Origin of the sequence: Spirillospora sp. NPDC047279, from assembly GCF_040643285.1 — a bacterium.
In the GTDB taxonomy this organism is placed as follows: domain Bacteria; phylum Actinomycetota; class Actinomycetes; order Streptosporangiales; family Streptosporangiaceae; genus Spirillospora.
Genome location: NZ_JBEYUA010000015.1, coordinates 88,640 through 110,405 on the forward strand (window position 1 = coordinate 88,640; position 21,766 = coordinate 110,405).

The 21,766-nt window shown below is 75.8% G+C and carries 20 protein-coding genes; 9 read left to right on the forward strand and 11 right to left on the reverse strand.

The window, feature by feature from the left end:
• Positions 1 to 5 precede the first annotated feature (5 nt).
• Together ABZ810_RS33485 and ABZ810_RS33490 are read left to right on the forward strand one after the other, a co-directional pair.
• The gene (locus tag ABZ810_RS33485) at positions 6 to 287 is read left to right on the forward strand and encodes a Dabb family protein (RefSeq protein WP_358410111.1); all 282 of its coding nucleotides are present in this window, start codon (positions 6 to 8) and stop codon (positions 285 to 287) included.
• A gap of 3 nt (positions 288 to 290) precedes the next feature.
• Complete coding sequence (locus ABZ810_RS33490) at positions 291 to 992, forward strand: hypothetical protein (protein ID WP_358410113.1); 702 nt, start codon at positions 291 to 293, stop codon at positions 990 to 992.
• Here the strand turns inward: ABZ810_RS33490 and ABZ810_RS33495 are convergent.
• From ABZ810_RS33495 to ABZ810_RS33520, 6 genes are all read right to left on the reverse strand, one after another.
• Positions 984 to 1,970 carry a hypothetical protein gene (locus ABZ810_RS33495; protein ID WP_358410114.1) on the reverse strand — a complete coding sequence of 329 codons (987 nt, stop codon included), beginning with the start codon at positions 1,968 to 1,970 and terminating at the stop codon, positions 984 to 986. The two genes, ABZ810_RS33490 and ABZ810_RS33495, sit on opposite strands and share 9 nt — an antisense overlap.
• 125 nt (positions 1,971 to 2,095) lie before the next feature.
• Positions 2,096 to 3,520, reverse strand: coding sequence for an aldehyde dehydrogenase family protein (locus ABZ810_RS33500; protein ID WP_358410116.1), 1,425 nt, complete (start codon positions 3,518 to 3,520; stop codon positions 2,096 to 2,098).
• Complete coding sequence (locus ABZ810_RS33505) at positions 3,517 to 4,674, reverse strand: FAD-dependent oxidoreductase (protein WP_358410117.1); 1,158 nt, start codon at positions 4,672 to 4,674, stop codon at positions 3,517 to 3,519. Before ABZ810_RS33505 ends, ABZ810_RS33500 begins: the two co-directional genes overlap by 4 nt.
• Positions 4,671 to 6,137: an aldehyde dehydrogenase family protein gene (locus ABZ810_RS33510; RefSeq protein ID WP_358410118.1), complete on the reverse strand. Its 1,467-nt coding sequence runs from the start codon at positions 6,135 to 6,137 to the stop codon at positions 4,671 to 4,673. Before ABZ810_RS33510 ends, ABZ810_RS33505 begins: the two co-directional genes overlap by 4 nt.
• The gene (locus tag ABZ810_RS33515; protein WP_358410120.1) at positions 6,134 to 7,402 is read right to left on the reverse strand and encodes an acyl-CoA dehydrogenase family protein; all 1,269 of its coding nucleotides are present in this window, start codon (positions 7,400 to 7,402) and stop codon (positions 6,134 to 6,136) included. The genes ABZ810_RS33510 and ABZ810_RS33515 overlap by 4 nt, the downstream gene beginning before the upstream one ends.
• Positions 7,403 to 7,416: 14 nt before the next feature.
• Entirely contained in the window at positions 7,417 to 8,709 is a 1,293-nt protein-coding gene (locus ABZ810_RS33520; RefSeq protein ID WP_358410122.1) for a flavin reductase, read from the reverse strand.
• A gap of 149 nt (positions 8,710 to 8,858) precedes the next feature.
• Between ABZ810_RS33520 and ABZ810_RS33525 the strand changes: the two genes are divergently transcribed.
• The gene (locus tag ABZ810_RS33525) at positions 8,859 to 9,686 is read left to right on the forward strand and encodes an IclR family transcriptional regulator (protein WP_358410123.1); all 828 of its coding nucleotides are present in this window, start codon (positions 8,859 to 8,861) and stop codon (positions 9,684 to 9,686) included.
• 29 nt (positions 9,687 to 9,715) lie between these two features.
• Here ABZ810_RS33525 and ABZ810_RS33530 read toward each other — a convergent pair whose 3' ends face one another.
• Both ABZ810_RS33530 and ABZ810_RS33535 read right to left on the reverse strand, forming a co-directional pair.
• Positions 9,716 to 10,423 carry a hypothetical protein gene (locus ABZ810_RS33530; protein ID WP_358410125.1) on the reverse strand — a complete coding sequence of 236 codons (708 nt, stop codon included), beginning with the start codon at positions 10,421 to 10,423 and terminating at the stop codon, positions 9,716 to 9,718.
• A gap of 52 nt (positions 10,424 to 10,475) precedes the next feature.
• Positions 10,476 to 11,141: a class E sortase gene (locus ABZ810_RS33535; RefSeq protein ID WP_358410127.1), complete on the reverse strand. Its 666-nt coding sequence runs from the start codon at positions 11,139 to 11,141 to the stop codon at positions 10,476 to 10,478.
• A 197-nt stretch (positions 11,142 to 11,338) separates the two neighbouring features.
• Between ABZ810_RS33535 and ABZ810_RS33540 the strand changes: the two genes are divergently transcribed.
• From ABZ810_RS33540 to ABZ810_RS33565, 6 genes are read left to right on the forward strand one after another with little or no spacing between them, the layout of a single operon-like run.
• Positions 11,339 to 12,673: a hypothetical protein gene (locus tag ABZ810_RS33540; protein ID WP_358410128.1), complete on the forward strand. Its 1,335-nt coding sequence runs from the start codon at positions 11,339 to 11,341 to the stop codon at positions 12,671 to 12,673.
• A 3-nt stretch (positions 12,674 to 12,676) separates the two neighbouring features.
• The gene (locus ABZ810_RS33545; RefSeq protein ID WP_358410129.1) at positions 12,677 to 14,611 is read left to right on the forward strand and encodes a hypothetical protein; all 1,935 of its coding nucleotides are present in this window, start codon (positions 12,677 to 12,679) and stop codon (positions 14,609 to 14,611) included.
• A complete protein-coding gene (locus ABZ810_RS33550; protein WP_358410131.1) occupies positions 14,608 to 16,236 on the forward strand; it encodes a hypothetical protein in 1,629 nt (542 codons plus the stop codon). The genes ABZ810_RS33545 and ABZ810_RS33550 overlap by 4 nt, the downstream gene beginning before the upstream one ends.
• Positions 16,233 to 16,802: a neocarzinostatin apoprotein domain-containing protein gene (locus tag ABZ810_RS33555; protein ID WP_358410133.1), complete on the forward strand. Its 570-nt coding sequence runs from the start codon at positions 16,233 to 16,235 to the stop codon at positions 16,800 to 16,802. Before ABZ810_RS33550 ends, ABZ810_RS33555 begins: the two co-directional genes overlap by 4 nt.
• Positions 16,799 to 17,458, forward strand: coding sequence for a neocarzinostatin apoprotein domain-containing protein (locus tag ABZ810_RS33560; RefSeq protein WP_358410134.1), 660 nt, complete (start codon positions 16,799 to 16,801; stop codon positions 17,456 to 17,458). The genes ABZ810_RS33555 and ABZ810_RS33560 overlap by 4 nt, the downstream gene beginning before the upstream one ends.
• Positions 17,458 to 18,387 carry a hypothetical protein gene (locus ABZ810_RS33565; RefSeq protein WP_358410136.1) on the forward strand — a complete coding sequence of 310 codons (930 nt, stop codon included), beginning with the start codon at positions 17,458 to 17,460 and terminating at the stop codon, positions 18,385 to 18,387. Before ABZ810_RS33560 ends, ABZ810_RS33565 begins: the two co-directional genes overlap by 1 nt.
• Here ABZ810_RS33565 and ABZ810_RS33570 read toward each other — a convergent pair.
• Genes ABZ810_RS33570 through ABZ810_RS33580 form a run of 3 tightly spaced genes read right to left on the reverse strand, consistent with a single transcriptional unit; the run spans position 18,377 to position 21,754 of the window.
• Positions 18,377 to 19,801 carry an MmgE/PrpD family protein gene (locus ABZ810_RS33570; protein WP_358410138.1) on the reverse strand — a complete coding sequence of 475 codons (1,425 nt, stop codon included), beginning with the start codon at positions 19,799 to 19,801 and terminating at the stop codon, positions 18,377 to 18,379. The two genes, ABZ810_RS33565 and ABZ810_RS33570, sit on opposite strands and share 11 nt — an antisense overlap.
• Positions 19,794 to 20,570, reverse strand: coding sequence for a cyclase family protein (locus ABZ810_RS33575; RefSeq protein ID WP_358410140.1), 777 nt, complete (start codon positions 20,568 to 20,570; stop codon positions 19,794 to 19,796). Before ABZ810_RS33575 ends, ABZ810_RS33570 begins: the two co-directional genes overlap by 8 nt.
• Complete coding sequence (locus ABZ810_RS33580) at positions 20,570 to 21,754, reverse strand: CoA transferase (RefSeq protein WP_358410141.1); 1,185 nt, start codon at positions 21,752 to 21,754, stop codon at positions 20,570 to 20,572. The genes ABZ810_RS33575 and ABZ810_RS33580 overlap by 1 nt, the downstream gene beginning before the upstream one ends.
• Positions 21,755 to 21,766 lie beyond the last annotated feature (12 nt).

The window sequence follows — 21,766 nt, forward strand, 5'->3', positions numbered from 1 at the left end:
CCGCGATGCTGACCCATGTGGTGCTGATGAAGTTCACCGACCCCGCGGACGGCCCCGAGGCCAAGAAGCTGCTCGAAGGGCTCGTGGGCGCGGTCGACGAGATCGCCGCGATGACCGTCGGGCTCGACGTCGTGCGGTCCGGGGTCTCCCACGACCTCTGCATGATCACCACGCACGCCTCGGTCGCCGAGCTGCGCGGCTACCAGGAGCACCCGGCCCACCTGGAGGTGGCGGGCTGGCTCCGGCCCCGGCTGGCGGCCCGCGTCTGCGTCGACTTCGAGAGCTGACGCGTGGTCTCGGCAGCGCTGCTCCTGCTCGCCGCGGTCCAGCTCGCCATGCTGGCGGCGGTCCCCCGTGGTCCCCGCGCACCCGCGGGGGCATCCCCCTCGCCCCTCGCGGCGCCGTCCGCCCCGCTGCCCGCGCTGCTGCTCGTCGCGGTCGGCGCCGGGCTCGCCTACGACTCGGCGATCTTCGGTGCCGGCGCGTTCGTCGGTGAGGGGGACCCGCTGCACCGGCTCAGCGTGCCCCGGTACGTGGGACACGCGTTCCTCACGCCTCTCCTGGTCGTCTGGGCGGCCACCCTCGTGCGGCGGCGGGCCTGGGCCGTCGTGCTCGCCGCGGTGCTCGTCGCCTGGGGCCTCGTCGTCGAACTGGCGAGCCTGAGCCTGGAACCCGAGACGTACGCGGGCACCCTCCGCTACGTCCACGCCGAGCCGGGCGGCCCGCCGATCCCCGCCATCGTGGTCATCGTCGTGCTGTTCGGCGTGGGCGTGGCCGTCTGGCGGCGGGACCGCGCGCCCTGGCTCGCCCTCGGCTCCCTGGTCATGTTCGCCGCGTCCGCCGTGGCCTTCCAGATGCCGCCGCTGGGCAACCTCGGCGAGGCGGTGCTGTTCGCGGCGATCGTGTGGACCGCGCGCACCGCCGGGAACGGCGAAGCCCCGCGTGCCGGGCACGCGGGGCTCCGCCGTTCGGGGCGGGCCGGATCAGGATGAGGCGCCGGCCAGGGTCTGGATCTTGCCGCCGGACAGCTGGCCCTGGTAGTAGGCGCCGCCCGGGTAGTAGTCCGGGGTGCGGGTGCCGTTGAAGCCGTCCCGCGCCCAGCCGACCGCCAGCGTCTGCAGGATCGCGACGTTGGCGGCCTGCGGGGTGCCGCAGGCGATCGTGCCGACCGAGTCGGTGCTCGCGCCCTCGGCGTCGGTGTGCACCCCCGAGGTGATCCGCACGCCCACGAACGGCTTGCGCAGGATGCTCTGGACGGCGGCGGTTCCCGAGCCGCTGTTGTTGCAGGTGGAGTTGGGGGCCGACACCGTCAGGATCGGCAGCGCCGTGCCGGCGAGCCGGCCGAGGGACGCGTCGGTGTTGTCGCCGATGAACGACTTGACCGGGTCGAGCAGCACCAGGCCGCGCAGGCCGGACCAGGCGCCCGGGTAGGTGGAGCGGACCCGGTCGGCGACGTACAGCGCGGCCTCGCCGCCGGCCGAGTGCCCGGAGAAGAGCATCCGCGACGGCATCGTCACCTCGGGCCGCCCGGCCTGGCTCCTGGCCGCGGCGAGGCTGCGGCCGAGCTTGTCGGCCGGGTCGGACGCCTTGCCGAAGAGGTCGGCGACGTTGTTGAGGAAGTCGGTGTTGTTGCCGATGTTCTGCAGGGTGCATCCCAGCAGGTGGGCGGACGGCAGGGTCGGGGAGAAGACCAGGTAGCCGGCGCCGGCGTACTTGCCCGCCAGGTCCCTGACGTGGTCGTTGGCGCGGGCGAAGCCGTGCTGGAGCCAGATCAGGCCCTGCGGCTGCCCGGTCGGGAAGTACCAGTCGGCGCTCTGTTTGAGCGTCGTGAACGCGCAGCGGATGTCGACGGTGGTCTGGACCCTGGTCACCGCCGCCCCGGCGGGAGCCGGAACGGCGACGGTGAGCGGGGCGACCGCGAGCAGGGCGGCGGTCAGCAGCCGGACGGCGCGGCGGACGGTCGGGGGCATGGGGCCTCCAGGTGCACCCAACACCGTTTCGCTGAACGAAACGGTGTTTCCAATACTGGCGCTATTAGGCCCCGTACGCCGCCCGCCGTCAAGACCCCAGTTTCGTGCTGATTCCCGCCGCCGCGTCAGGCCGGGTAGGCCGAGGCGCCCAGCCCGGCGCCGCCCGCGCGGAACGCCGCCGGCGCGTGCACGACGCAGGTCTGCGCGTACTCCAGCAGCCCGTCCACGCCGTACTCGCGGCCGTGGCCGCTGCGCTTGACCCCGCCGAACGGGGCGCGCAGCGACATCCCGGTGCGGTTGTGGGTGTTGACGAACGTGAAGCCCGCCTCGAGCCGCCGGGCGACGCCGAACGCGCGGTCCTCGTCCGCCGACCACACCGAGGCCGCCAGCCCCAGGTCGCCCGCGTTCGCGCGGGCCACCACCTCGTCCTCGGTGTCGTAGGCGAGCACGGGGACGACGGGCCCGAACTGCTCCGCCGCGACCACAGGTGCGTCGTCGGCGACCCCGGTGAGCAGCGCCGGGCGCACGTAATGGCCCGCGGCGAGATCGGCCCGGACCGTGCCGAGCCCGATCTCCCGGCCCCCTCCGGCCAGCGAGGCGGCCGTCATCGCGCGGACCCGCAGCGCGGCCTCCGCCGAGATGACCGGCCCGACCGTGGTGCCCTCGGCGAGCGGATCGCCGAGCACGACCGTGCGGTCGGCCGCCGCGACGTAGGCAGCGGTGAACGCGTCGTGCAGGCGCCGCGGCACGTACAGGCGCTTGGCCGCCATGCACACCTGGCCCGCGGTGGCGAACGAGGCCATCACCAGCCGGTCCATCGCCGCGTCCGACAGGTCCGCGTCGTCCAGCAGCACGACCGGGTCGTTGCCGCCCAGCTCCAGCACGGTCGGCGTGAGGCTCCGGGCGGCCGTGGCGCCGATCGCGCGGCCGGCCGCGTCGCCGCCGGTGAAGGCGACCTTGAAGACCCGTTCGTGCCCGGCCAGCGCGCGGGCCGTCGCGGCGTGCCCGTGGACGACCTGGACCGCCCCCGGCGGGAAGGCCGCCAGCACGCGCGTGATCGTCAGCGGCGCCAGCGGCGAGGGTTTCACCACCACCGTGTTGCCCGCCGCCAGCGCGGGCCCGACCTTGAGCAGGGCGAGGACGACCGGCGCGTTCCACGGCGTCACCGCCGCGACGACCCCGTACGGGCGCTGCCGGAACAGCAGGCGGCCCGCGCCGTCGTCCACCGCGCGGTCGGCCAGCGCCGCCGCCGCGTGGCCGGCGACCCAGCGCAGGAAGGCGGCGGAGAACCGCAGTTCGCCCCGGCAGTCGGCGAGCGGCTTGCCGGTCTCGCGCGCCAGCGGCTCGGCCAGGCCGCCGTCGGCCTCCAGCGCGTCCGCCACCTCCCGCAGGACGCCCGCCCGTTCCTCGACCGGGCGCTCCCGCCAGGCCCGCTGCTCCTCGTCGGCACGCCGGACGGCGGCGTCGACGTCCGCCGGGCCGCCGACCGGAACCCGGCCGACGATCTCGCCGATGCGCGCCGGGTTCTCCCGTTCGATCCAGCCGGTCATGGCACCGACGGCGCCGAGTCGCGCAGCGAGGCGATCATCGAGGTGCGCAGCAGGTGCTCGCGGCACCGTCCCGGGTCGGCGGCCAGCGCCCGCAGCTCCGCGTGGTGCCGCGCCGGATCGGCCGAGCGCAGGCGTTCCCAGTTGGCGTGGGAGACCTGCTGGACGTAGGAGAGCGCGACGTCCCGGCGCACCCCGGCCACGAGGTCGAGCCCGCCGTCGCCGCCGCCGTCGTGCACGTCGGCCAGGGCGGCGGCGAACTGGACGGCGTCGTGGATGCCGCTGTTCATGCCCATGCCGCCGAGCGGGTTGTTGACGTGCGCGGCGTCCCCGGCCAGCAGCACGCGGCCGGAGCGGTAGGTCGCGGCGACGCGCTGGTGCACGCGGTACAGGCTCGCGTGGGCGACGTCCCAGTCCTTGTCGACGACGCCGCGCAGCCGGTCCGGCAGCCGCGCCAGCTCGTCCTCGTCGGGCGTGTCCTCGGGGGTGGGGAGGAGCACCCGCCAGTGGTCGGGCGTGCGCAGCAGGACGAGCCACTCCTCCGGGTCGAAGACGTAGTTGACGGCCGCGATGCCGGGCATGAGGCGGTCCAGGTCCTCCCGGGTGGAGGCGACGAGGAACCGCTCGGGATAGGTGATGCCCTCGAACGCGACGCCGAGCGCGCGCCGCACCCGCGAGTGCGCCCCGTCCGCGCCGATCAGCCAGTCGCCGTGGTGGCGCTGCCCGTCCCCGGTCAGGGCCACCACGCCGCCCTCGCGGGACAGCACGTCGCGCACCGGGGACCGGAAGCGCACCTCGCCGCCGAGCGCGGTCAGGTGGTAGCGCAGGATCGGCGTCAGCTTGCTCTGCTCGCACTGCACCCGGAACGGGTAGGGCGTGTCGCCGTCCAGGACGGACAGGTCGAGCTCGGCGATGACGCCGCCGCGGCGGTCGCGGTACTGGAAGGTGCGGGAGACCAGCCCGCGCTCCATCAGCTCGTCCAGCACGCCGAGGTCGGCGAGCATCTCCAGGGTCGGCGGATGGAACGTGGAGGCGCGCGACTCCCTGGCGAGCGCCGCGCCCTCCTCCAGGACGGTGACCTGGACGCCGCGGCGGGCCAGCGCGAGCGCCGCGGTGAGGCCCACCGGCCCCGCGCCCGCGACGAGGACCCTGGTCATGAGCCCTCCGGGCGGGAGTGCAGGGCGAAGCCGTCCTCGACCCCGACCACGCGCGGGTTGGTGAAGAACCGCAGCGTCTCCGCCGTGCCCTCCTCGCCCAGACCGGAAAGCCCCCACGCGGGCCGCGGCGCGAACAGGTGCAGGCTCATCACGCTGGAGCCGTTGACCTTGACCTCGCCGGCCCGGATCCGCCGCGCCACGCCGAGCGCCCGTTCCTCGTCGGCGCCCACCACGTAGCCCTCCAGCCCGTAGGCGGTGCCGTTGGCGAGGGCGACCGCCTCGTCCGCCGAGGCGTACGGGTGGACCGTCGCGACGGGTCCGAAGATCTCCTCGGTGGCGCGCTCCGCCGGGACCCCCGTCACCAGGGCTGGCGGGAGGAAGTTGCCGTCGCCGGGAACGCTCGTCCACGCCGACACCTCGCCGGCCAGGTCGTCGCGCTGCCGCTCCACCAGCTCCCGGTGCGCGGAGTGCACCAGCGGCCCGAGGTCGGTCTCCTCGTCGCCGGGCGCGCCCGCCCGGAGCGCCGCGAGGCGCTCGCCCACGGCCTCGACGATCTCCTTCTCGCGGTCGGCGGGCACGATGAGGCGGCCCAGCGCGCGGCACCACTGCCCGTTGAGCGTGGTGAGCAGGTCGGCCGCGGCGCGCGCGGCGGTCGCCAGGTCGGCGTCGGGCAGCACGACGAGCGGGTTGTTGCCGCCCAGCTCCAGTTGCACCGGCTTGACGCCCAGCGCGCACGCGGCCGCCACGCCCCGGCCGCCCATCGCGCCGCCGGTGAACGACACCGCGCGGATCCGCGGGTCGCCGACCAGCCGCGCGCCGACCTCACCGTCGCCGAGCAGGAACTGGAAGGTGCCGGACGGTGCCCCGTGCGCGCCGAGGACCTCGGCGAGCACCTCGGCGAGGATCTGGCTGCCGTACGGGGCGTACTCGCTCGGCTTGAGGATCGCCGGGCAGCCCGCGGCCAGCGCGTTGGCCACCTTGTGCGCGGCCATCGGCGCGGGGGCGTTCCACGGCACCAGGCAGGCGGCCGGGCCCCAGGGCAGCCGGTGCACCTCGACGGCGCGCCCGTCCTCGCGCGTGAGCGACCCGGCGTCGGCCAGGCCCGCGCGCAGCTGCCCGGCGGCCAGGCGGAACGAGCCGCCCACGATGACGCCGAGCGGGCGGGTCTGCCGGACGGGAACGCCGGTCGCGAACGACTCCAGCGCCACGATCTCGTCCAGCCGCGCCTCCAGGGCGTCCGCGGCGGTCTCCAGGACGGCCGCCCGGTCCGCGGGCGGCGTCGCGGCCCAGGACGGGGCGGCGGCGTCGGCGGCGGCGAGGGCCCGCTCGACGCGGGCGCCGGACGACGCGCGCGACGGCGTCACCGGCTCGCCGGTCGCGGGGTCCTCCAGGACCAGCGGCAGCTCCGCCGCCGCGGCGGCCCACTCGCCGCCGGCGAGGTCACGGAGCGGGGGGAGGTTCATGACCGGACGCTCGCGAACAACTCGTTCTCCCTGTCGGTCGTGATCAGCTGTGCGGCCTCCAGCCTGCCGCGTTCGGCCGGGAACGTCATCACCAGCCCCATCGCCAGGTCGCGCAGCCCGCGCCCGATGACGCCGTCCATCGTCGCCGCCGAGGTGCCGCAGGCCTTGAACGCGCCCAGCGCCACCTGGAAGCAGGCCTCGGCGATGTCGCCCTTGGCGATCCGCCACTGGCGGTAGACCTCCGGCTTGGGCAGCAGCGGCGGCTCGCCGGTCTCCAGGTCGAGCTGGCGGCGGATCCACAGGTAGGCGGTCTCCAGCCGCTCGGTCATGTCGCCGATGATCACCTGGTGCATGGGGGAGGACGCGACCGGGCGGCCGGAGTCGGCGAACGTCTTGTTCGTCAGCCGGTCCAGCGCGACGTCGTAGACCCGCTGGGCCGCGCCCAGGTAGACCGCCGAGATCGCCAGCTGGTTGCCGACGAAGCTGCCGCGGCTCATCCGCAACATCCGCACGAACGCGCCCGGCACGGTGAGCGCCTCGTCCGCCGGGACGAACACGTCGGTGAGCGTGATGCCGTGGTTGGCCGAGGCGCGCATGCCGAGCCCGTTCCAGGGGTCGCGCGACTTGACCCCGGCGGCGGTGCGCGGCACCAGGAACAGCGCGAGCCCGTCGGCGGTCTCGGCGTCCTCCAGCCGGGCCGTCACCAGGTAGGTGTCGGCGACCCCGGTCGCGCAGCCGAACGACTTGGTGCCGCTGAGCACCCAGCCGCCGTCGGCCGCCCGCGCGGTCGTGGCGATGGCGATGTTGGCGCCGGAGCTCTTGACCTCCTCGCTGGCGAAGTTGGCCATCCAGGTGCCGCCCGCCATCCGGGTCAGCACCTTCTCGGCGAACGCCCGCACCACCGGCACCTCGTCGCCGGTGAAGAGCCCGGCCTCGATCGCCTCCAGCGGCAGCAGCCCGCGCGACGCGCTGGTGTTGTGGAAGAAGAACGCCAGCGCGGTGGACGGGCAGGCCGACCCCATCGCGTAGGTGGCCGCGGCCAGGTCGCGCAGCCCGCCGCCGAGCCCGCCGTGCTCCGCCGGCACGACCAGGCCGAGCAGTCCCGCCTCGCGCAGCAGTTCCACGTGCCGGACCGGGAAGTCGGCGGCCTCGTCGGCCCCGGCGGCCGCCTCCCGGAGCGCGGGCAGCACCGACTCGACCCGTCGCGCGCGGTCCCGTTCGGCCTCGGTCATCGTCTCGACCAGGCGCTGGCCGGTCATCGTCATGGGAATCCCTTCAGTCAGTCGCGTCGATCAGCCGCCGTCGCGCCGACCCGGTAGGTCCGCCCGGGCAGCGCCGCGCCCCACAGGTGTTCCAGCTCGCCCGCCGCGACGATCAGCCCGGCCCGGTCGACCGGGCCCGGGATCTGCAGCTGGCCGGCGAGGAAGAGCAGGTCCTCCGCGCACAACCCGCCGTCGATCCCGCCGAGCGTCACGTCGAAGTGGCGCACGCCGCTCTTCATCGCGGTGAGCGCGTTGACCAGCCCCAGCCCGTACGCCTCGCGCAGGCGCAACCGCAGCGGGACGGGCCTGGCGCGCGCGACGGCGTCCTGGAGCAGGCTGCGGACGTGCAGCGGGGACGCCGCGCCCGGCCCCTCCTCCAGGGCGATCTCGGCACAGCCCATCGCCACCAGGCGGTCGACGGCGCCGAGCACGGCGCCCGACCGCGGCGGAGCGAAGGCGTCGGGGATCCGGCCGACCGTGCCGAGCCCGCGGGCGCGCGCCGCCGCCACGATCTCCGCCGCGTCGTTCTCCTCCGCCCCGCGGCCCGCGTGCACCTCCACCACGCCGCGCCGGGCCCCGGCCAGCCGCGCGAGCTGGTCCGGGCGCCGGACGACCACCGACCAGGGGCCGTCGGTCACCGCGGGCGGCACCCCCGACAACTCCAGGTCGGCCAGGTCGAGCCGGGTCCGCACGCCGGCCGCCCGCACCGAGGCCAGCAGCGTGGCCGCCGCGGTCTCGGTGACGCGCGCCGGGGCGGTGCCGTTGGGACGCAGGCGGCGCCGCAGCACGGCCGCCAGCCCGGTGTCGGCGAGCGTCACCTCGGCGGGCAGCGGGTCGGCGAGCTGGCCCCAGCTGCGGGAGTGGAAGAGCAGCGGCGCGGTGCGGCGCGGTGTCGCGGCGGCCAGCACCTCGCCGACGAAGATGGTGTGGTCGCCGCCGGGGTAGGCGTGCACCACCCGGCAGTCCAGCCAGCCGACCGCGTCGGTGAGCACGGGGGCGCCGGAGACCCGGGCCTCCCACGCCTGCCCGGCGAAGCGGTCGCCCGGCACGCGGCCCGCGAAGCGGTCGCCGATCGGGGCCTGGTCCTTGCCGAGGAAGCTGATCGCGAACACGCCGCTGGCGGCGACGAGGCGGTGGGTGTAGACGTGCTCGGCCAGGCACACCAGGACCAGCGGCGGGTCCAGGCTGACGCTGCTGAACGAGCTGGCCGTCATGCCGTGCCGGGCGCCGTCCGCGACCGTGGTCACCACGCCGACCCCGGTGGGCCACTGGGACAGCGCCGCCCGGAAGGTCTCCGCGTCGACCGCCACGCCCCCACCGTCCGTTTCGCTAATGGAAACAATGTCCCGCTCACGGTAACGACGCGCCGGTGCGGGTGTCAACGCGCGAGTGTTTCCCTTGGGGAAACGTTGTGCCCTAGACTCGCCCTCGTTCCGGTTCCTGCGAGAGGAGAGCGGCCGTGGCGCGAAGCGCGACCGGCCAGGACGCCAGGGCGTCCGGCGGCGACGACGGTGAGGGGCAGAGCCGTTCCATCGCCGCGGTGGAGCGGGCGATGGACGTGCTGCTGCTGTTCGGCCGCAGCTCGCGCCCCGACCTGGGCGTCACCGAGATCGCGACCGAGCTGGGCCTCACCAAGGCCGCCGTGCACCGCATCCTCACCGCGCTGCGCAGCCGCGACCTCATCACGCTCGACCCGGTCAGCCGCCGCTACGCGCTCGGCCACGCGGCGATCGCGCTGGGCCGCGCCTACCTGGCGCGCAACGACCTGCGCGCGATGGCGGCCCCCGAGCTGCGCCGCCTCTCCCAGCTGACGGGCGAGACCGCGACGTTGTCCATCCGGCGCGGCGACACCCGCATGTACGTCGACCAGGCGGTGCCCAGCCAGGAGCTGCGGATGGAGGTGAGCCTCGGCATCCCCTACCCGCTGCACGCGGGCAGCTCCTCCAAGGCGTTCCTGGCCTTCGTCGGCGACGACGAGGTGGCTGGCTACCTGGCCCGGCACCCGCTCGAGCCGCTGACCGGCAAGACCATCACCGACGAGGCGGCCCTGCGCAAGGAGCTCGCGTCCATCCGCAGGCGCGGCTACGCCACCTCGCTCGGCGAGAGGCAGGAGGGCGCGGCCTCGATCGCGGCCCCGGTCTTCGACCGGGACGGGCACGTGCTCGCGACGATCAGCGTCTCCGGGCCGATCACCCGGTTCAAGCCGCGGCTGACCGAGCACGCTCCGCTGCTCTTGGAGGCGGCCGGACGTGTCTCCGGCCAGCTCGGCTACGACCCCGACCGCTGACCCGGCCGCCCGCCCGTGGTCCCGGCGCCCTAGAGGTCGGCGCCGGGTTTGAACACGCCCAGCGCCGCGGCGGCCAGCACCGCCGTCCAGATGGCGAACACGTAGGGCAGGCAGCCGTCCACCGACCGCTTGAGCGCGCGTTCGACCGGCTCGCTGCTGCCGTCGGTCATCAGCGCGCCGAACGCGGCGCCGAACGGGCGCAGGGTCAGCCGGATGCCCAGCCCCGCGGCGATCGCCACCGTGTAGAGCGCGAGCTTGGCGCCCAGCCACCGCGGGTCGGTCCCGACGCCGAACGGGCGGTCGGCCAGCAGGGTGTAGGCGGCGACGCAGGCGAGCGCGGTGACCAGGCCGATCCGGACCGCCCAGTCGGCGCGCCGCACCCACGGGAAACGGCCGTGCGTGCGGTGGTCGACGATGGTCGCCGCCAGCCAGGCCGCGGCGAACGCCCACACCAGCGCGGTCTGCCACCAGGTGAACGCGGGCGCGCCGAACAACCGCGCGCCGTGCGGCTCCAGTGCCATCAGGGTGACCCCGCTCGGCAGGAAGAGCACCAGGCAGATCTTCGGCCCGAGGTCGAGCCCGCTCATGACGCGCAGCGCGGTGGCGCGGGCCGCCGGGGGCAGGTCGGGTTTGAGCACGTACCGGCTGGAGTAGAAGACGCCGAGATCGCCGCCCAGCCAGAAGACGAAGAGCACCAGGTGCAGGAGGATCCACCAGCCGTGCGGATGCGGCCCCATCGGTCACCCACTTTGGAAACGTTGTTTCGTTGTGGGAGACGATAGCAGTGGATCAGCGCATCTCGGCGAACACGACGAGCCGGTAGGCCGCCGAGAACTCCGGGTGGCACGTCGTCAGCGTGAGCGCGCGCTCGCGCGGCCGGACGCCGGGTCGCAGCGGCACCGGCGCGATGACCTGCGTCGCGTTCGGCCGCACCACCATCCGCCCGGTGACCCGGTAGGCGAACGTCCCGGCCGCCGAGTCGATGAGGATCTCGTCCCCGGCGCGCAGCTCGTCGTTGCGGTTGAAGGGCGCGCCGTAGGTGGTCCGGTGGCCTGAGATCACCATGTTCCCGACCTCGCCGGGGCCGGCGGTGCCCGGGTAGTGGCCCGGCCCCCGGCGCAGATCGGCCGGGGTCACGCCCTCCACGACGGCGTACCGGTAGGACGGCCCGAAGCGGGGCACCCGGATGGCGGCGAACGCGCGGCCCTCGACCGGCGCGGCGGCGCGCGTCCGCCTGATCGCGCCGGTCCCGGCGCCGGCGCCGGTGCTCCGGTCGCGCGCCGCCTGGGCCCGCGTCCGTTCCGCCTGCCACTGCCGTTCGAGCTCGTCGTTGAGGCTCTTCTGCTCCTGGCGGGTGTAGCCGCCGGTGCCCCAGACCAGGTACGCGACCAGCAGCGCGAGCACCAGGCCCGCGGTCACCGTCAGCTCGGCCAGGCCGCGGATCAGGGTGCGCATGGCGCCGAACGCTAACCCAATGGAAGGGAAACGGCGATCCCCAGAGTGAAACGTTTCTGTTTCCACCCGCGCCCGGACCTTGACATCGGGCGGCCATCCAGAGTTGCCTATGGGCCACGTTGCGAAACTTTGTTTCCTTCTGCGAAACGCGGCGTCGCGGCGCGGACGGGACGTCCGAGGGAAGGAGCAGGATCCTGATGGCGAGGTATCCGACCGCACGGAGAGCGGCGCTGCGCGGCGCCGCGGCGGCCGTCACGGTGGCGGGCGTCACGGCCGCCCCGATGGCCGCGGGCACCGCGGCGCACGCCGGCACGGGACAGGCCGCGTACGACTGCGCGATCTTCTCGACCCACTTCGACTACACCCCCACCATCACCGTCACGGCGCCCGCCGGCGCGGCGGTGGGCGGCCAGGTCGCGTTCGAGGCCGAGTTCACCCCGATGCCCAACAAGGCCCCGCTGCCGGTGGACCGCTGGACCACCAACGGCATGATGACCCTCTCGGGCGCCCAGACCGGCGACGCCGCCATGAGCGCCCCCGAGAAGACCGGACCCGTCGCGCCCGGCACCCCGATCACCGTCGGCACGCTGCGCGGCACGTTCACCGCCGGGGCCGCGGGCGACGTGGCGCTCGCGCCGGGCCGCATCGTGGTCAACGCGGTCGCCTCGGGCGCCAACGCGGCCATCACCTGCACGCTCAAGTCACCGGCACCGACGCTGGCCACGGTCCGGGTCGGCACGTCCGGCCCGGCCGTGACCGTCACCCCCGGCACCGTGCAGCAGGGCGGCACGATCGCCGTCAGCGGCACCGGCTGGGGGAGCGGCGCGGTGAGCCTCGCCCTCTGCGACGCCAACGGCGCCGCCTGCGACGCGGACGACCTCACCGACGCCACCGCGGCGGTGGACGGCACCGGCAGGCTCACCGGGAGCGCCAAGGTGGCGGCGGGCGCCGCGGCCGGCGCCCGCACCCTCAAGGTCACCCAGGGCGACGTCGGCGAGGTCGTCGCGCTGACCGTCACCGAGAAGACCACGCCGCCCACCGGCACGTGCGGGGACGAGCCCGCCGGGCGGTGCGGCGAGCAGAAGGTCACCCTCAGCGTCGGCTCCGGCCCGCTCACCATGGCGCAGCAGCCCGGCGAGGTCGCGCTCACCCCGATCACGCTCGACGGCACCGAGAAGAGCGCGACCGGCGACCTCCGCCAGGTCAAGGTCGTCGACGCCCGCGGCGGGACGACCGGCTGGACGCTCACCGGCACCCTGACCGACTTCGCCTCGTCCGGCGGCCCCAAGATCCCGGCGGGCAACCTGACCTGGACGCCGAAGTGCACCGCAGGGGCCGGCGCCAGCCCGGTCACCACCGGCAGCGCGGGACCGCTCTCCACCACCACCGCGGCGACGTTGTGCGGCTCGGCCGACGGCACCGGAACGGTCGTCGGCGGCACGTTCACCGCCGACGCGGGACTGGACCTCAAGGTGCCACCGGTCACCGGCGCCGGTGACTACACCGCCGTCCTCACCCTCACCCTGTCCTGAACGATGACGTTCCCCCGACGGTTCGCGGCCGGCGCGGCCGCCGTCATGGTCCTCATGACGGCGGCGCCCGCGGCGGCGGCGGCGCCCGACCCCGCGCCCGCCACCGGCAACGGCTCCTGGTCGGTGGGGCCGGCGAACCGCAGCGGGGCGCCGTCCGCGCGCCCGCACTTCGCGATGGAGGCCCCGCCCGGCGCCACCGTGAAGGACACCGTGCGCGTCGCCAACCTGACCGACCGGCCCCTGGTGTTCCAGGTGTACGGCGCGGACGCCTACAACACCCCGCGCGACGCCGGGTTCGCGCTGCGCACCGCGGCCGAGCCGCGGCGCGACGTCGGGGCCTGGATCAGGCTTCCGGCGGACCGCCTGACGGTGCCGGCCCGGACCGCCCGCGACGTCCCGTTCACCGTGGCGGTGCCGCCGAACGCCACGCCCGGCGAGCACATCGGGGGCGTCGTCGCGCTCAACACCGCCATCGAGAGCGTGCAGAACGCCGGGAACGCCCGCGTCGGGCTGCGCCGCGCCGTCGGGGCCCGCGTCTACCTGCGCGTCGCGGGCCCGGTCAGCCCTGGGCTGCGGCTCGAGACGTTCGCCGTCGACCGGAACGCGCCGCTCGTCCCGTTCGTCCGGAAGGGCGACGGGACCCTGCGCGTGGCCGTCGTCAACACCGGCAACCTCCGCCTGGCGCCCGTCGCGAAGATCCGCGCCACCGGCCTCTTCGGCCGTGTCGTCAAGGTATGGCCCGACCGGCGCGTACCGGAGCTGCTCCCCGGCCAGCGCGCCGAGTTCGCGCTGCCCTGGGCCGGCCCGCCGCCGCTGGACGCGGTGACCGTCCGGGTCGAGCTCACCGCCCCCGGCGGCGTGGAGGTCCGCGCCAAGGAACGGTTCGTCGCGGTGCCGTGGATCGCGCTGCTCGGCGCGGTCGTGGCCGTGTTCGTCCTCTGGTCGGTGCTGCCGCGGCTCATCCGGCGATGGCGGGAACGCGCGGGCCTGGCCGCCGTCGTCATCGTGGGCGCCGTGCTGGCGCTCGTACCGGGCCGTCCCGCGCCCGCCTCGGCGTCGGCCGCGGCGTCCGTCGCGGCGGCCGAGGACCCGGGCGTGACCTCGTCCCCGCAGGAGGCACCGCTCGGCACGCTCGTCCGGGTGCGCGGAAGCGCCTGGACCCCCGGCGCGACCGTGCAGATCTCGCTCTGCGGCGCCAACGCCGTGCACGGCTCGGCCGACTGCGACACCGAGCACGCGGTCACCGCGATGGTCGCGCCCGCGGGCACGTTCGCCGCCGGCCTGACCGCCGGCGCGCCCCCGTCCCCCTGCCCCTGCGTCGTCCGCGTGACCACGCTGCCCGGCTCTCCCGCCGCCCCGGCGGCGGTGAACGCGCGCATCGCGGTCCCCGGCCACCGCACCGGGCCGATCCTCAAGGACATCACGCCGGTCCGCGCCGACGTCGTCAGCGCGGAGGTGACCGGCGGAGGCGGCTGGGGCGAGCTCTTCGGCGGCCGGCCGCGCCGCACCCTGGTCCTCCAGATCCGCAACGCGGGCGCCGAGCCGATCTCCGGCGCCCCGCTCGTCGTCGGCTGGGGTGCGGGCCGCGAGGCCGACTCGCCCCTGGACGCGCCCGGCACCGGCACGCTCCCGCCCGGCCGCACCGCGACCTACCGGGTGCCCGTCGAGCTGCCGCAGGCCTCGTTCGGGCAGTTCGTGGTCGGCGGCCGCTACGCCGGGGCGGTGCCGTTCAGCACGTCCTTCAGCACCTACCCCTGGGGGCTGCTCGCCGTGAACGCCGTGGCCCTCCTGCTGTTCGTGCTGGGCGTCCGGCTGAGCGCCGGGCGCTGGGCGGCGCGGCGCAGGCGCGGAGGCGCCCGCGCGGCCGCGCTGCCCGCCGGGCCGGCGGTCGACCTGGCCGCGCTCGACCGCTTCTTCGGGCGGGAGCCGGGCGGGTGAGGGCCGCGACGCTCGGCGCCGCCGCCTCGGCGCCCCTCGCCGGGGCCACCGTCCTCCTCCTGCCGGACGCGCTCGGCGGCGTGGTCAAGGTGCCCGGGGACGTGGTCCTCTACATCGCGCTGACCGGCCTGCTCCTGGCGTGCGCCGGGGCCCCGCTCACGTTGTGGCTCGCCCGCCGGGCGCCGCTGCCGGGACTGGTCGCGGTCTCCGGCGCGGCGGCGGCCGGGCTGGTCGCCGTCGCCGGCCTGGTGCCGGCGGTGCCGGTGTTCGCCACCTGCCTGATGCTCGCGGGGATCGTCGCCGGCCCGTCCCTGGTCCTGGCCCGCGCCCTGGCGGCCCGCCTGCACGACGCCGACGCCTTCGCCCGGTGGCAGGCCGCCGCGCTCGCGGGCCTGGCCGGGGCCGCCTGGCTCGCCGCCACCCGCTCGGGCGCGGCGAGCGGCGCGCTGGTCATCGCGGGTGCGGGCGGAGCGGTGCTCGCGCTGCTCGCCCTCCGCGCGGGCCGCGCCCCGGCGAGACGCGGCGACGCCCCGGAAACGCCCGTGAGGGTCGCGCCTTCGCTGCCCGCGTACGCCGCGGCCGGACTGGCCGTCGCGGTGCCGGTGCAGTCGGGCCTGCACCTGATGGAGTTCCGCTGGAACGTGATCGGAGAGGACGCGGTCCGGCGGCTCGCCTGGGCGGGACTCGGCGCGCTGCTGCTCGTCCTGGTGTTCCGGCGGGCGGGCCGTTCGGTGCGCACCGTTCCGTGGTCGCTGCTGATGGCGTCTGCGGCGCCGGTGCTGATGGCGACGGCGCCGGGCCCGGAGACGCAGGCCGCCGGGTTCGCCGTCGCCCTCGCCGCGGCGGGCCTGGCCGTGGCCGCGCTCGACACCGCCCTCTTCGCCGCGCTGCCGCCGGAGCGGCACGCGGCCGCCGCGACCGCGACGGCGGTCACCGGCGTCGCCGGGGGACTGGCCGGCTGGGGCGGCGTCCTGCTCCTCGGCTCGGTGACCGGAACGGGGACGGCGCTCACCCTGGCGTGCTTCCCGCTGGTGGCCGCCGCCCTGCTCGCCCTCCGCCTGCGCGACCCCGCCGCCTTCACCCTGCGCGTGGACGCGGGGGACACCGTCGCGGTGTTCGGCGACGGCTCCCGGACGTTCCTGACCTCGCTGCCCGGTCACCTGGTGGACGCCGCGCCGATGGCGGAGAACGGGCAGACCGTGATCGGGCGGCTGGACGACGTCGCCCGGCGGCAGGGGCGGCCCGAGCCCGAACGCACCGCCGAACGTGTCCTCGAGGTCTTCCCCCAGCTGCGGAGCCGCCGCGGCGAGCCGCTGTCCGCCCTGCCCGGCAGCGGGCGCAGGCTGCTCCGGCTCGCCGAGGCGCTCATCGAGCGCCCGCCCGTCGTGCTCGTGGACGGCGTCGCGCCCGGCCTCGAACCCGAGGACGCCGACGGCGTCGCCACGGTCCTGCGCCGGCTCGCCGAGACGGGCAGCGCCGTGGTCGTGGCCGAACCGCGGATCCCGCTCGCCCTCACGCTCGCGCGCCGTGCCGTCGTCCTGCGGCGGGGCCGCGTGACGGCCGAGCTCACCGACCCCAGCGCCGGAGAGGTGGACCGGCTGATGCGTTCAGGAGGTCCCAAGTGATCGCCGCCGTGCTCGTGGCCGCCCTCGCCGCCGCGCCGACATTGCAGGTCAGCCAGGTCACCGACCTGCGCGAGGGGCAGGAGATCACGGTGACCGGCACCGGGTTCCGGCCCGGTCTGAAGTCGGTGGCCGTCGGCCTGTGCCGGGAGGGCTACACCAACGGGCTCAAGGACTGCGACCTGGAGGGCGGCGCCACGTTCGTCAACATCGACGGCAAGGGCTCCTTCCCGGCGGTGCGGCTCAAGGCCCGGCCGAAGTTCAAGGGCATCGACTGCACGACCCGGCAGTGCGTCATCGGCGTCGCGCCGCTGCCGGGGCAGAGCCCGCCCGCCATCGTCAGCGCGAACACCGCGGTCGTCCGCGTCGGCTTCCAGGGGTCGTCCATCAAGGGCGGCGGCTCGCCCGCCCCGGCGCCGCCGCCGGCGGCCGCCCCGGCCTCGGACACCGCGGGCCCCTCGACCGCCCTCTGGGCCGCGACCCTCGGCGTGATCACGCTCGCCGGGATCGCGATCGTCACCAGCCAGCGACGCACCCCCCAGCGACGAAACCCAAGGAGGAACGCATGAGACATGCCCTATCGCGACGCGCCGGCGCCATCGGCGCACTGGCCATCCTGGCCGCCGTGCCGATGGCGACGGCGGCGGACGCCGCGGCGCCGAGCCTGAAGGTGAGCAAGACGACCGGGCTCAAGTCGGGAGACAAGATCACCGTGTCGGCGTCCGGCTTCACCAAGGACGGGCAGGGCCCGCTCGGGCTCTGCAAGCCGCCCGCGGCCGGGCTCGACGACTGCGAGCTGTCCGCGCCCAACGCCTACATGGGCACGATCAGCGGCGGCAAGTGGAGTTACCAGGGCAAGACGTCGGTCCAGGTGACCATCAAGTCCGAGGTCAAGGGCGTCGACTGCACGTCCAAGGCGGGCGCCTGCGTGGTGGCCGTCACCATGCTCGGCGGATCGGCCGCCGACCGCGCGGCCAACACCAAGATCGTGCCGCTCACGATCGTCACGGGCACCGGCGGTGGCGACGACGACGGCGGCGACGGCGGGGACGACGGCGGCACCGGGACTGACGGCAGCGGCACGGGCACCGACAACAACGGTGACCTGCCCAACACCGGGAGCCCCGACGGCGTGCCCACCTACGCCCTGGTCGCCTCGGCCCTCGTGCTCGGCGGCGGCGCCGCCCTGCTGATCATCCCCCGGCGCCGTCGGCGGGAGTCGTGATGCGGCGCGGCGTGCCGGCGCTCCTCTCGCTCGCCCTGGCCCTGGCCGTCACCGGGGCCGCGGCGCCCGCCCGGGCCGCCACCGGCGCGGTCACTGACGCGCCCACCGAGTTCGCGACGACCGTGCACGGCGACGCGGCCGACGTCTACGCCCCGCCCCAGGACGAGATCGGCGGCCGGCTGCCGGTCGCGCTTCTCCTCCAGGGCGCGAACGTCGACAAGGCCTACTACGCCGCGTTCGCGCGGGCGGTCGCCGGCTACGGGTTCACCGTCGTGGTGCCCAACCACCAGCGGGTGATCTTCGGCCAGGCGGGCCTGTACGCCGAGGAGGCCCAGGCCGCCTGGACGGTCGCCTGGGCCCGGCAGGAGGACGGCCGCGCGGGCTCCCCCCTCCAGGGCAAGATCGACACCGGCTCCCTCGTCCTGCTCGGGCACTCCTTCGGCGGCGCCGCCGCGCTGACCCTCACCACCGGCGCGTGCGTCCCGCCGTTCTGCGGCGAACCCGCGGCCAGACCCGCCGAGCTCAAGGGCGCCGCCCTGTACGGGACCAACAACACCCCGCCCGGCGGCGCCGGCAACCCGCCCGTCGCCAACACGGTGCCGGTCGCGCTCGTCCAGGGCACGGCCGACGGCGTGGCGAGCCCGGCCGCGGCCGAGGGCACCTACCAGGCGGTCCAGCAGCCGCCCAAGATGCTGGTGTCGGTCACCGGCGCCAACCACTACGGGCTGACCAACACCCAGAACCCGGCCGGCGCGCTGCCCGACCCGGCCGCGCAGACCGTCGCCCAGGAGACCAGCGTCGCGGCGTCGGCGCGCTGGAGCGCCATGTTCCTGCGCACCGCGCTCGGCGACCGCTGGGCCGCGGTCTGGCTGTACGGGGTGGGCGACAGCGTCGACCCCGCCGTGACCGTGAAGTACGTCAGGCGCTAGCGCGGGTCAGCGCGAGCAGGCCGCCGACGTCGGGAGCGTCCGAGATCCCGGCGACGGCGGACGACAACGCCGTCGCCTGCTCGCCGGCCAGCGCCCGCGCCGCGTTGAGGCCGAACTTGGTGAGCAGCTCCGCCCGGCTCAGCGGATGCGCCGGGCCGCCGCGCGAGGAGTCCACCCGGTGCTCCAGCCGCGCGCCGCCGCGGGTGCGCACGCGCAGCACGGCGGCGAAGGCGACAGGGAAGATCTCCGAAGCGCGCTCGTCCTCCCGGCAGCCGACCTTGGCCGCCAGCGCCAGCCGGGCGCCGTCCGCCAGCGTCGCGTCGGTGAAGTCGTCCAGGTAGACGCCCAGGCCCCCGCCGCCGAGCAGCGCCGTCGCGACCGTGAACGGCCCCGAGAACTTGGCGTGGTACGGCGTGCGGGGCCTGATCTTCTCCGGCCGCGGTTCGGCGACGGTGCGCAGGGTCGGCGCGGGCATGCCGAGCTCGATCTCGGCCACGTCGGCCGGGTCGAGACCCCGGGCGCGCAACGCCAGCGCGCAGTCGATCGCCGGGTGGGTGAAGTGGTTGGACGGGTACGGCTTGTAGACCGTCCGGGTCACCTCCCACCGTTCGCCGAGGCCCGACAGCAGCGCCCCGGCGTCGTAGCGGCCGTCCAGCCAGGCGCGGAAGAAGCCGAACCGGCCCTCCAGCACGGTCGGCGGGCCGGTCACCCCGGCGCGGGCCAGCGTGGCGGCGGCGACCCCGGCGTGCGCGGCCCAGCCGCAGTGCACCCGCTTGACGGTGCCGCCGGTGCGGTTGGCCTCGATCACGCCGGCGCCCATGCTGGCGGCCACGCCGATCGCCGACGCGACGCCCTCCGCGTCCAGCCCGTACAGCAGCCCGGCGGCGGTGGCGGCGCCCAGCGTCCCGCAGATCGACGTGGCGTGCTGGCCGCGCTCGAAGAAGAGCGAGTTGCGGATCTCCGGCAGGTAGGACGCCATGCCGAGGCGGTTGCAGACCTCGATGCCCGCCGCGACGGCGCCGGTCAGCGCAGCGCCGCCGGCGCCGGTCTCCTCGGCCGCGGCGAGCGCCGCGGGGACCACCGCGGCACTGGGATGCAGGACGGAGGGCAGGTGTGTGTCGTCGAAGTCCAGGGCGTGCGCGAGCGTCCCGTTGACCAGCGCGGCGCTGGGGGAGGGGAGCCGGCCGGCCTCGCCGAAGATCCCGGCCTGCGGCGTGCCCGCCCATCCCCGTACCGCCTCCAGCACGGCGGTGCCCGGGCCGCCCTCGGCCCGTCCGGCCAGCGCGTTGCCGATCACGTCGAGAATCCGGCCGGAGACGTCGGCGGCGACCGCGCCGGGGACTCCCTCGTCGCGGCAGCGCACGGCGAAGGCGGCGAGCCGCTGGACGGCGGTGGGCTCGGCCGGCTCAGTCACCGAGCACCGCCAGCGGGCGGACGGGGGCGCCGGTCGCGCCCACGATGGGCAGCGGGTTGAGCACGAGGGTGAACTCGCGCGCGCCGCTGTCGAGCAGGACGTCCAGTTTCATCGTCTCCACGATGTTGACGCCCGCCTCCACGAGCAGGACGCGGTGCACGGGCAGCACGGCGTGCCCGCCGCCGGGCGGCAGGTGCTCGAAGGCGATGGTCTCCCCGCCGACCGCGCGGGGGGCCCGCTCGGCCAGCCACCGCCCGGCCGCCTCGCCCGGCCCCGGCACGCCGCCCTCGCGGCCGGTGAACGCGGGACCGTCGGACCAGCGGCGTGACCAGCCGGTGCCGACCAGCAGCACCTCACCGGGGGCGATCTCCAGCCCGCCGGCGGCCTTGTCGAGGTCGTCCGGCGTGATCTCGTAGCCGGCGGGGAGGACGTCCACGCCGTGCACCGCCGTCACGTCCAGCAGGACGCACCGGCCCACGTACGGCTCGAACGTGTCGATCCCCAGCTCCGCGAAGCCGTCATGGCTCGTCACGTCGGCGGGGCGGACGCCGCCGTGCAGCAGCCCGTCCTGCGAGACGTGCGCGAGGGCGTCGACGTGGGTGCCGACGTGACCGCCGAGGACGATCACCTCGTTGGCGGCCGAGCCGCCGTCGGCGCGCGTCATGTCGCCGTGCCGGCGTTCCAGCGCCATCCGGAACGGCGGATGGTTGGGCGACTGCGGCATGCCCTTGCGCAGCGGCTGGGCGAGGTCGAGCACGCGGCCGTTCATCAGATGACGCCTTTCTCGTGAAGCCGGTCGAGGTCGCCGGGCGGCAGGCCGAGCCGTCCGTACACCTCGGCGTTGTGGGCGCCCCGGGCGGCGCCGGTCGAGCGGATCTCCCCGGGCGTCTCCGACATCCGGAAGAGCACGTTCTGCATGCGCAGCGGGCCCAGGTCGGGGTCGTCGACCTCGGTGACGGTGTCCAGCGCGCGGTACTGCGGGTCGTCGAAGACGTCGCGGACGTCGTAGACCGGGGCGACCGCCGCCTGCGCCTCCTCGAAGGCGCGGACGACCGCCGCGGCGTCGCGTTCGGCGATCCAGGCGCTCACGTACCCGTCGAGCAGGTCGGCGTGCCGGGCGCGGCCCGAGCCGGTGGCGAACCACTCCTCGCCGATGACCTCGGGATGCCCGACCAGCCGCAGCACCCGCTCGGCGACGGCCTGGGCGCTGGTCGAGACCGCGAGCCACCGGCCGTCGCGGGTGCGGTAGACGTTGCGCGGCGCGTTGTTGACCGACCGGTTGCCGGTGCGCTCGGGCACGGTCCCCAGCTGGTCGTACGCCTGGGGCTGCGGGCCGAGCAGGGTGACCAGCGGCTCGATGATGGCCAGGTCGACGACCTGGCCGTCGCCGGTCCGCTCGGCGTGGCGCAGCGCCATCAGCACGGCCCCCACGCAGGTCAGCGCGGCGACGCCGTCGGCCAGGCCGAACGGCGGCAGGGTGGGAGGGCCGCCCGGCTCCCCGGTGACGGCCGCGAAGCCGCTCATCGCCTCGGCGAGCGTCCCGAACCCCGGCCGCCGCGCGTACGGGCCGAACTGCCCGAACCCGGTGACCCTGGCGATCACCAGCCGCGGGTTGACCGCGTGCAGGTCGTCCGGGCCCAGGCCCCAGCGTTCGAGGGTGCCGGGCCGGAAGTTCTCGATCAGCACGTCGGCGCGGGCCGCGAGGCCGAGCAGCAGCTCGGCGCCCTCCGGCACGCCCAGGTCGCACGTGATCGTCTTCTTGTTGCGGCCGAGCATCTTCCACCACAGGCCGTGGCCGTCCTTGGCGGGCCCGTGCGTCCGGGCGGGGTCGCCCCGCACGGGATGCTCCACCTTGATCACCTCGGCGCCGTAGTCGCCGAGCACCGTCGCCGCGAGCGGCCCGGCGAACAGCGTGGCGAGATCGAGCACCACGACGCCTGCGAGCGGTCCCACACATCCTCCAGC

Bases quoted from the DNA above. Each gene is read 5' to 3' on its own strand.
- ABZ810_RS33485 (WP_358410111.1), top strand. From the start codon at position 6: ATGCTGACCCATGTGGTGCTGATGAAGTTCACCGACCCCGCGGACGGC.
- ABZ810_RS33495 (WP_358410114.1), bottom strand. From the start codon at position 1,970: ATGCCCCCGACCGTCCGCCGCGCCGTCCGGCTGCTGACCGCCGCCCTG.
- ABZ810_RS33500 (WP_358410116.1), bottom strand. From the start codon at position 3,520: ATGACCGGCTGGATCGAACGGGAGAACCCGGCGCGCATCGGCGAGATC.
- ABZ810_RS33505 (WP_358410117.1), bottom strand. From the start codon at position 4,674: ATGACCAGGGTCCTCGTCGCGGGCGCGGGGCCGGTGGGCCTCACCGCG.
- ABZ810_RS33510 (WP_358410118.1), bottom strand. From the start codon at position 6,137: ATGAACCTCCCCCCGCTCCGTGACCTCGCCGGCGGCGAGTGGGCCGCC.
- ABZ810_RS33515 (WP_358410120.1), bottom strand. From the start codon at position 7,402: ATGACGATGACCGGCCAGCGCCTGGTCGAGACGATGACCGAGGCCGAA.
- ABZ810_RS33530 (WP_358410125.1), bottom strand. From the start codon at position 10,423: ATGGGGCCGCATCCGCACGGCTGGTGGATCCTCCTGCACCTGGTGCTC.
- ABZ810_RS33535 (WP_358410127.1), bottom strand. From the start codon at position 11,141: ATGCGCACCCTGATCCGCGGCCTGGCCGAGCTGACGGTGACCGCGGGC.
- ABZ810_RS33540 (WP_358410128.1), top strand. From the start codon at position 11,339: ATGGCGAGGTATCCGACCGCACGGAGAGCGGCGCTGCGCGGCGCCGCG.
- ABZ810_RS33545 (WP_358410129.1), top strand. From the start codon at position 12,677: ATGACGTTCCCCCGACGGTTCGCGGCCGGCGCGGCCGCCGTCATGGTC.
- ABZ810_RS33560 (WP_358410134.1), top strand. From the start codon at position 16,799: ATGAGACATGCCCTATCGCGACGCGCCGGCGCCATCGGCGCACTGGCC.
- ABZ810_RS33565 (WP_358410136.1), top strand. From the start codon at position 17,458: ATGCGGCGCGGCGTGCCGGCGCTCCTCTCGCTCGCCCTGGCCCTGGCC.
- ABZ810_RS33575 (WP_358410140.1), bottom strand. From the start codon at position 20,570: ATGAACGGCCGCGTGCTCGACCTCGCCCAGCCGCTGCGCAAGGGCATG.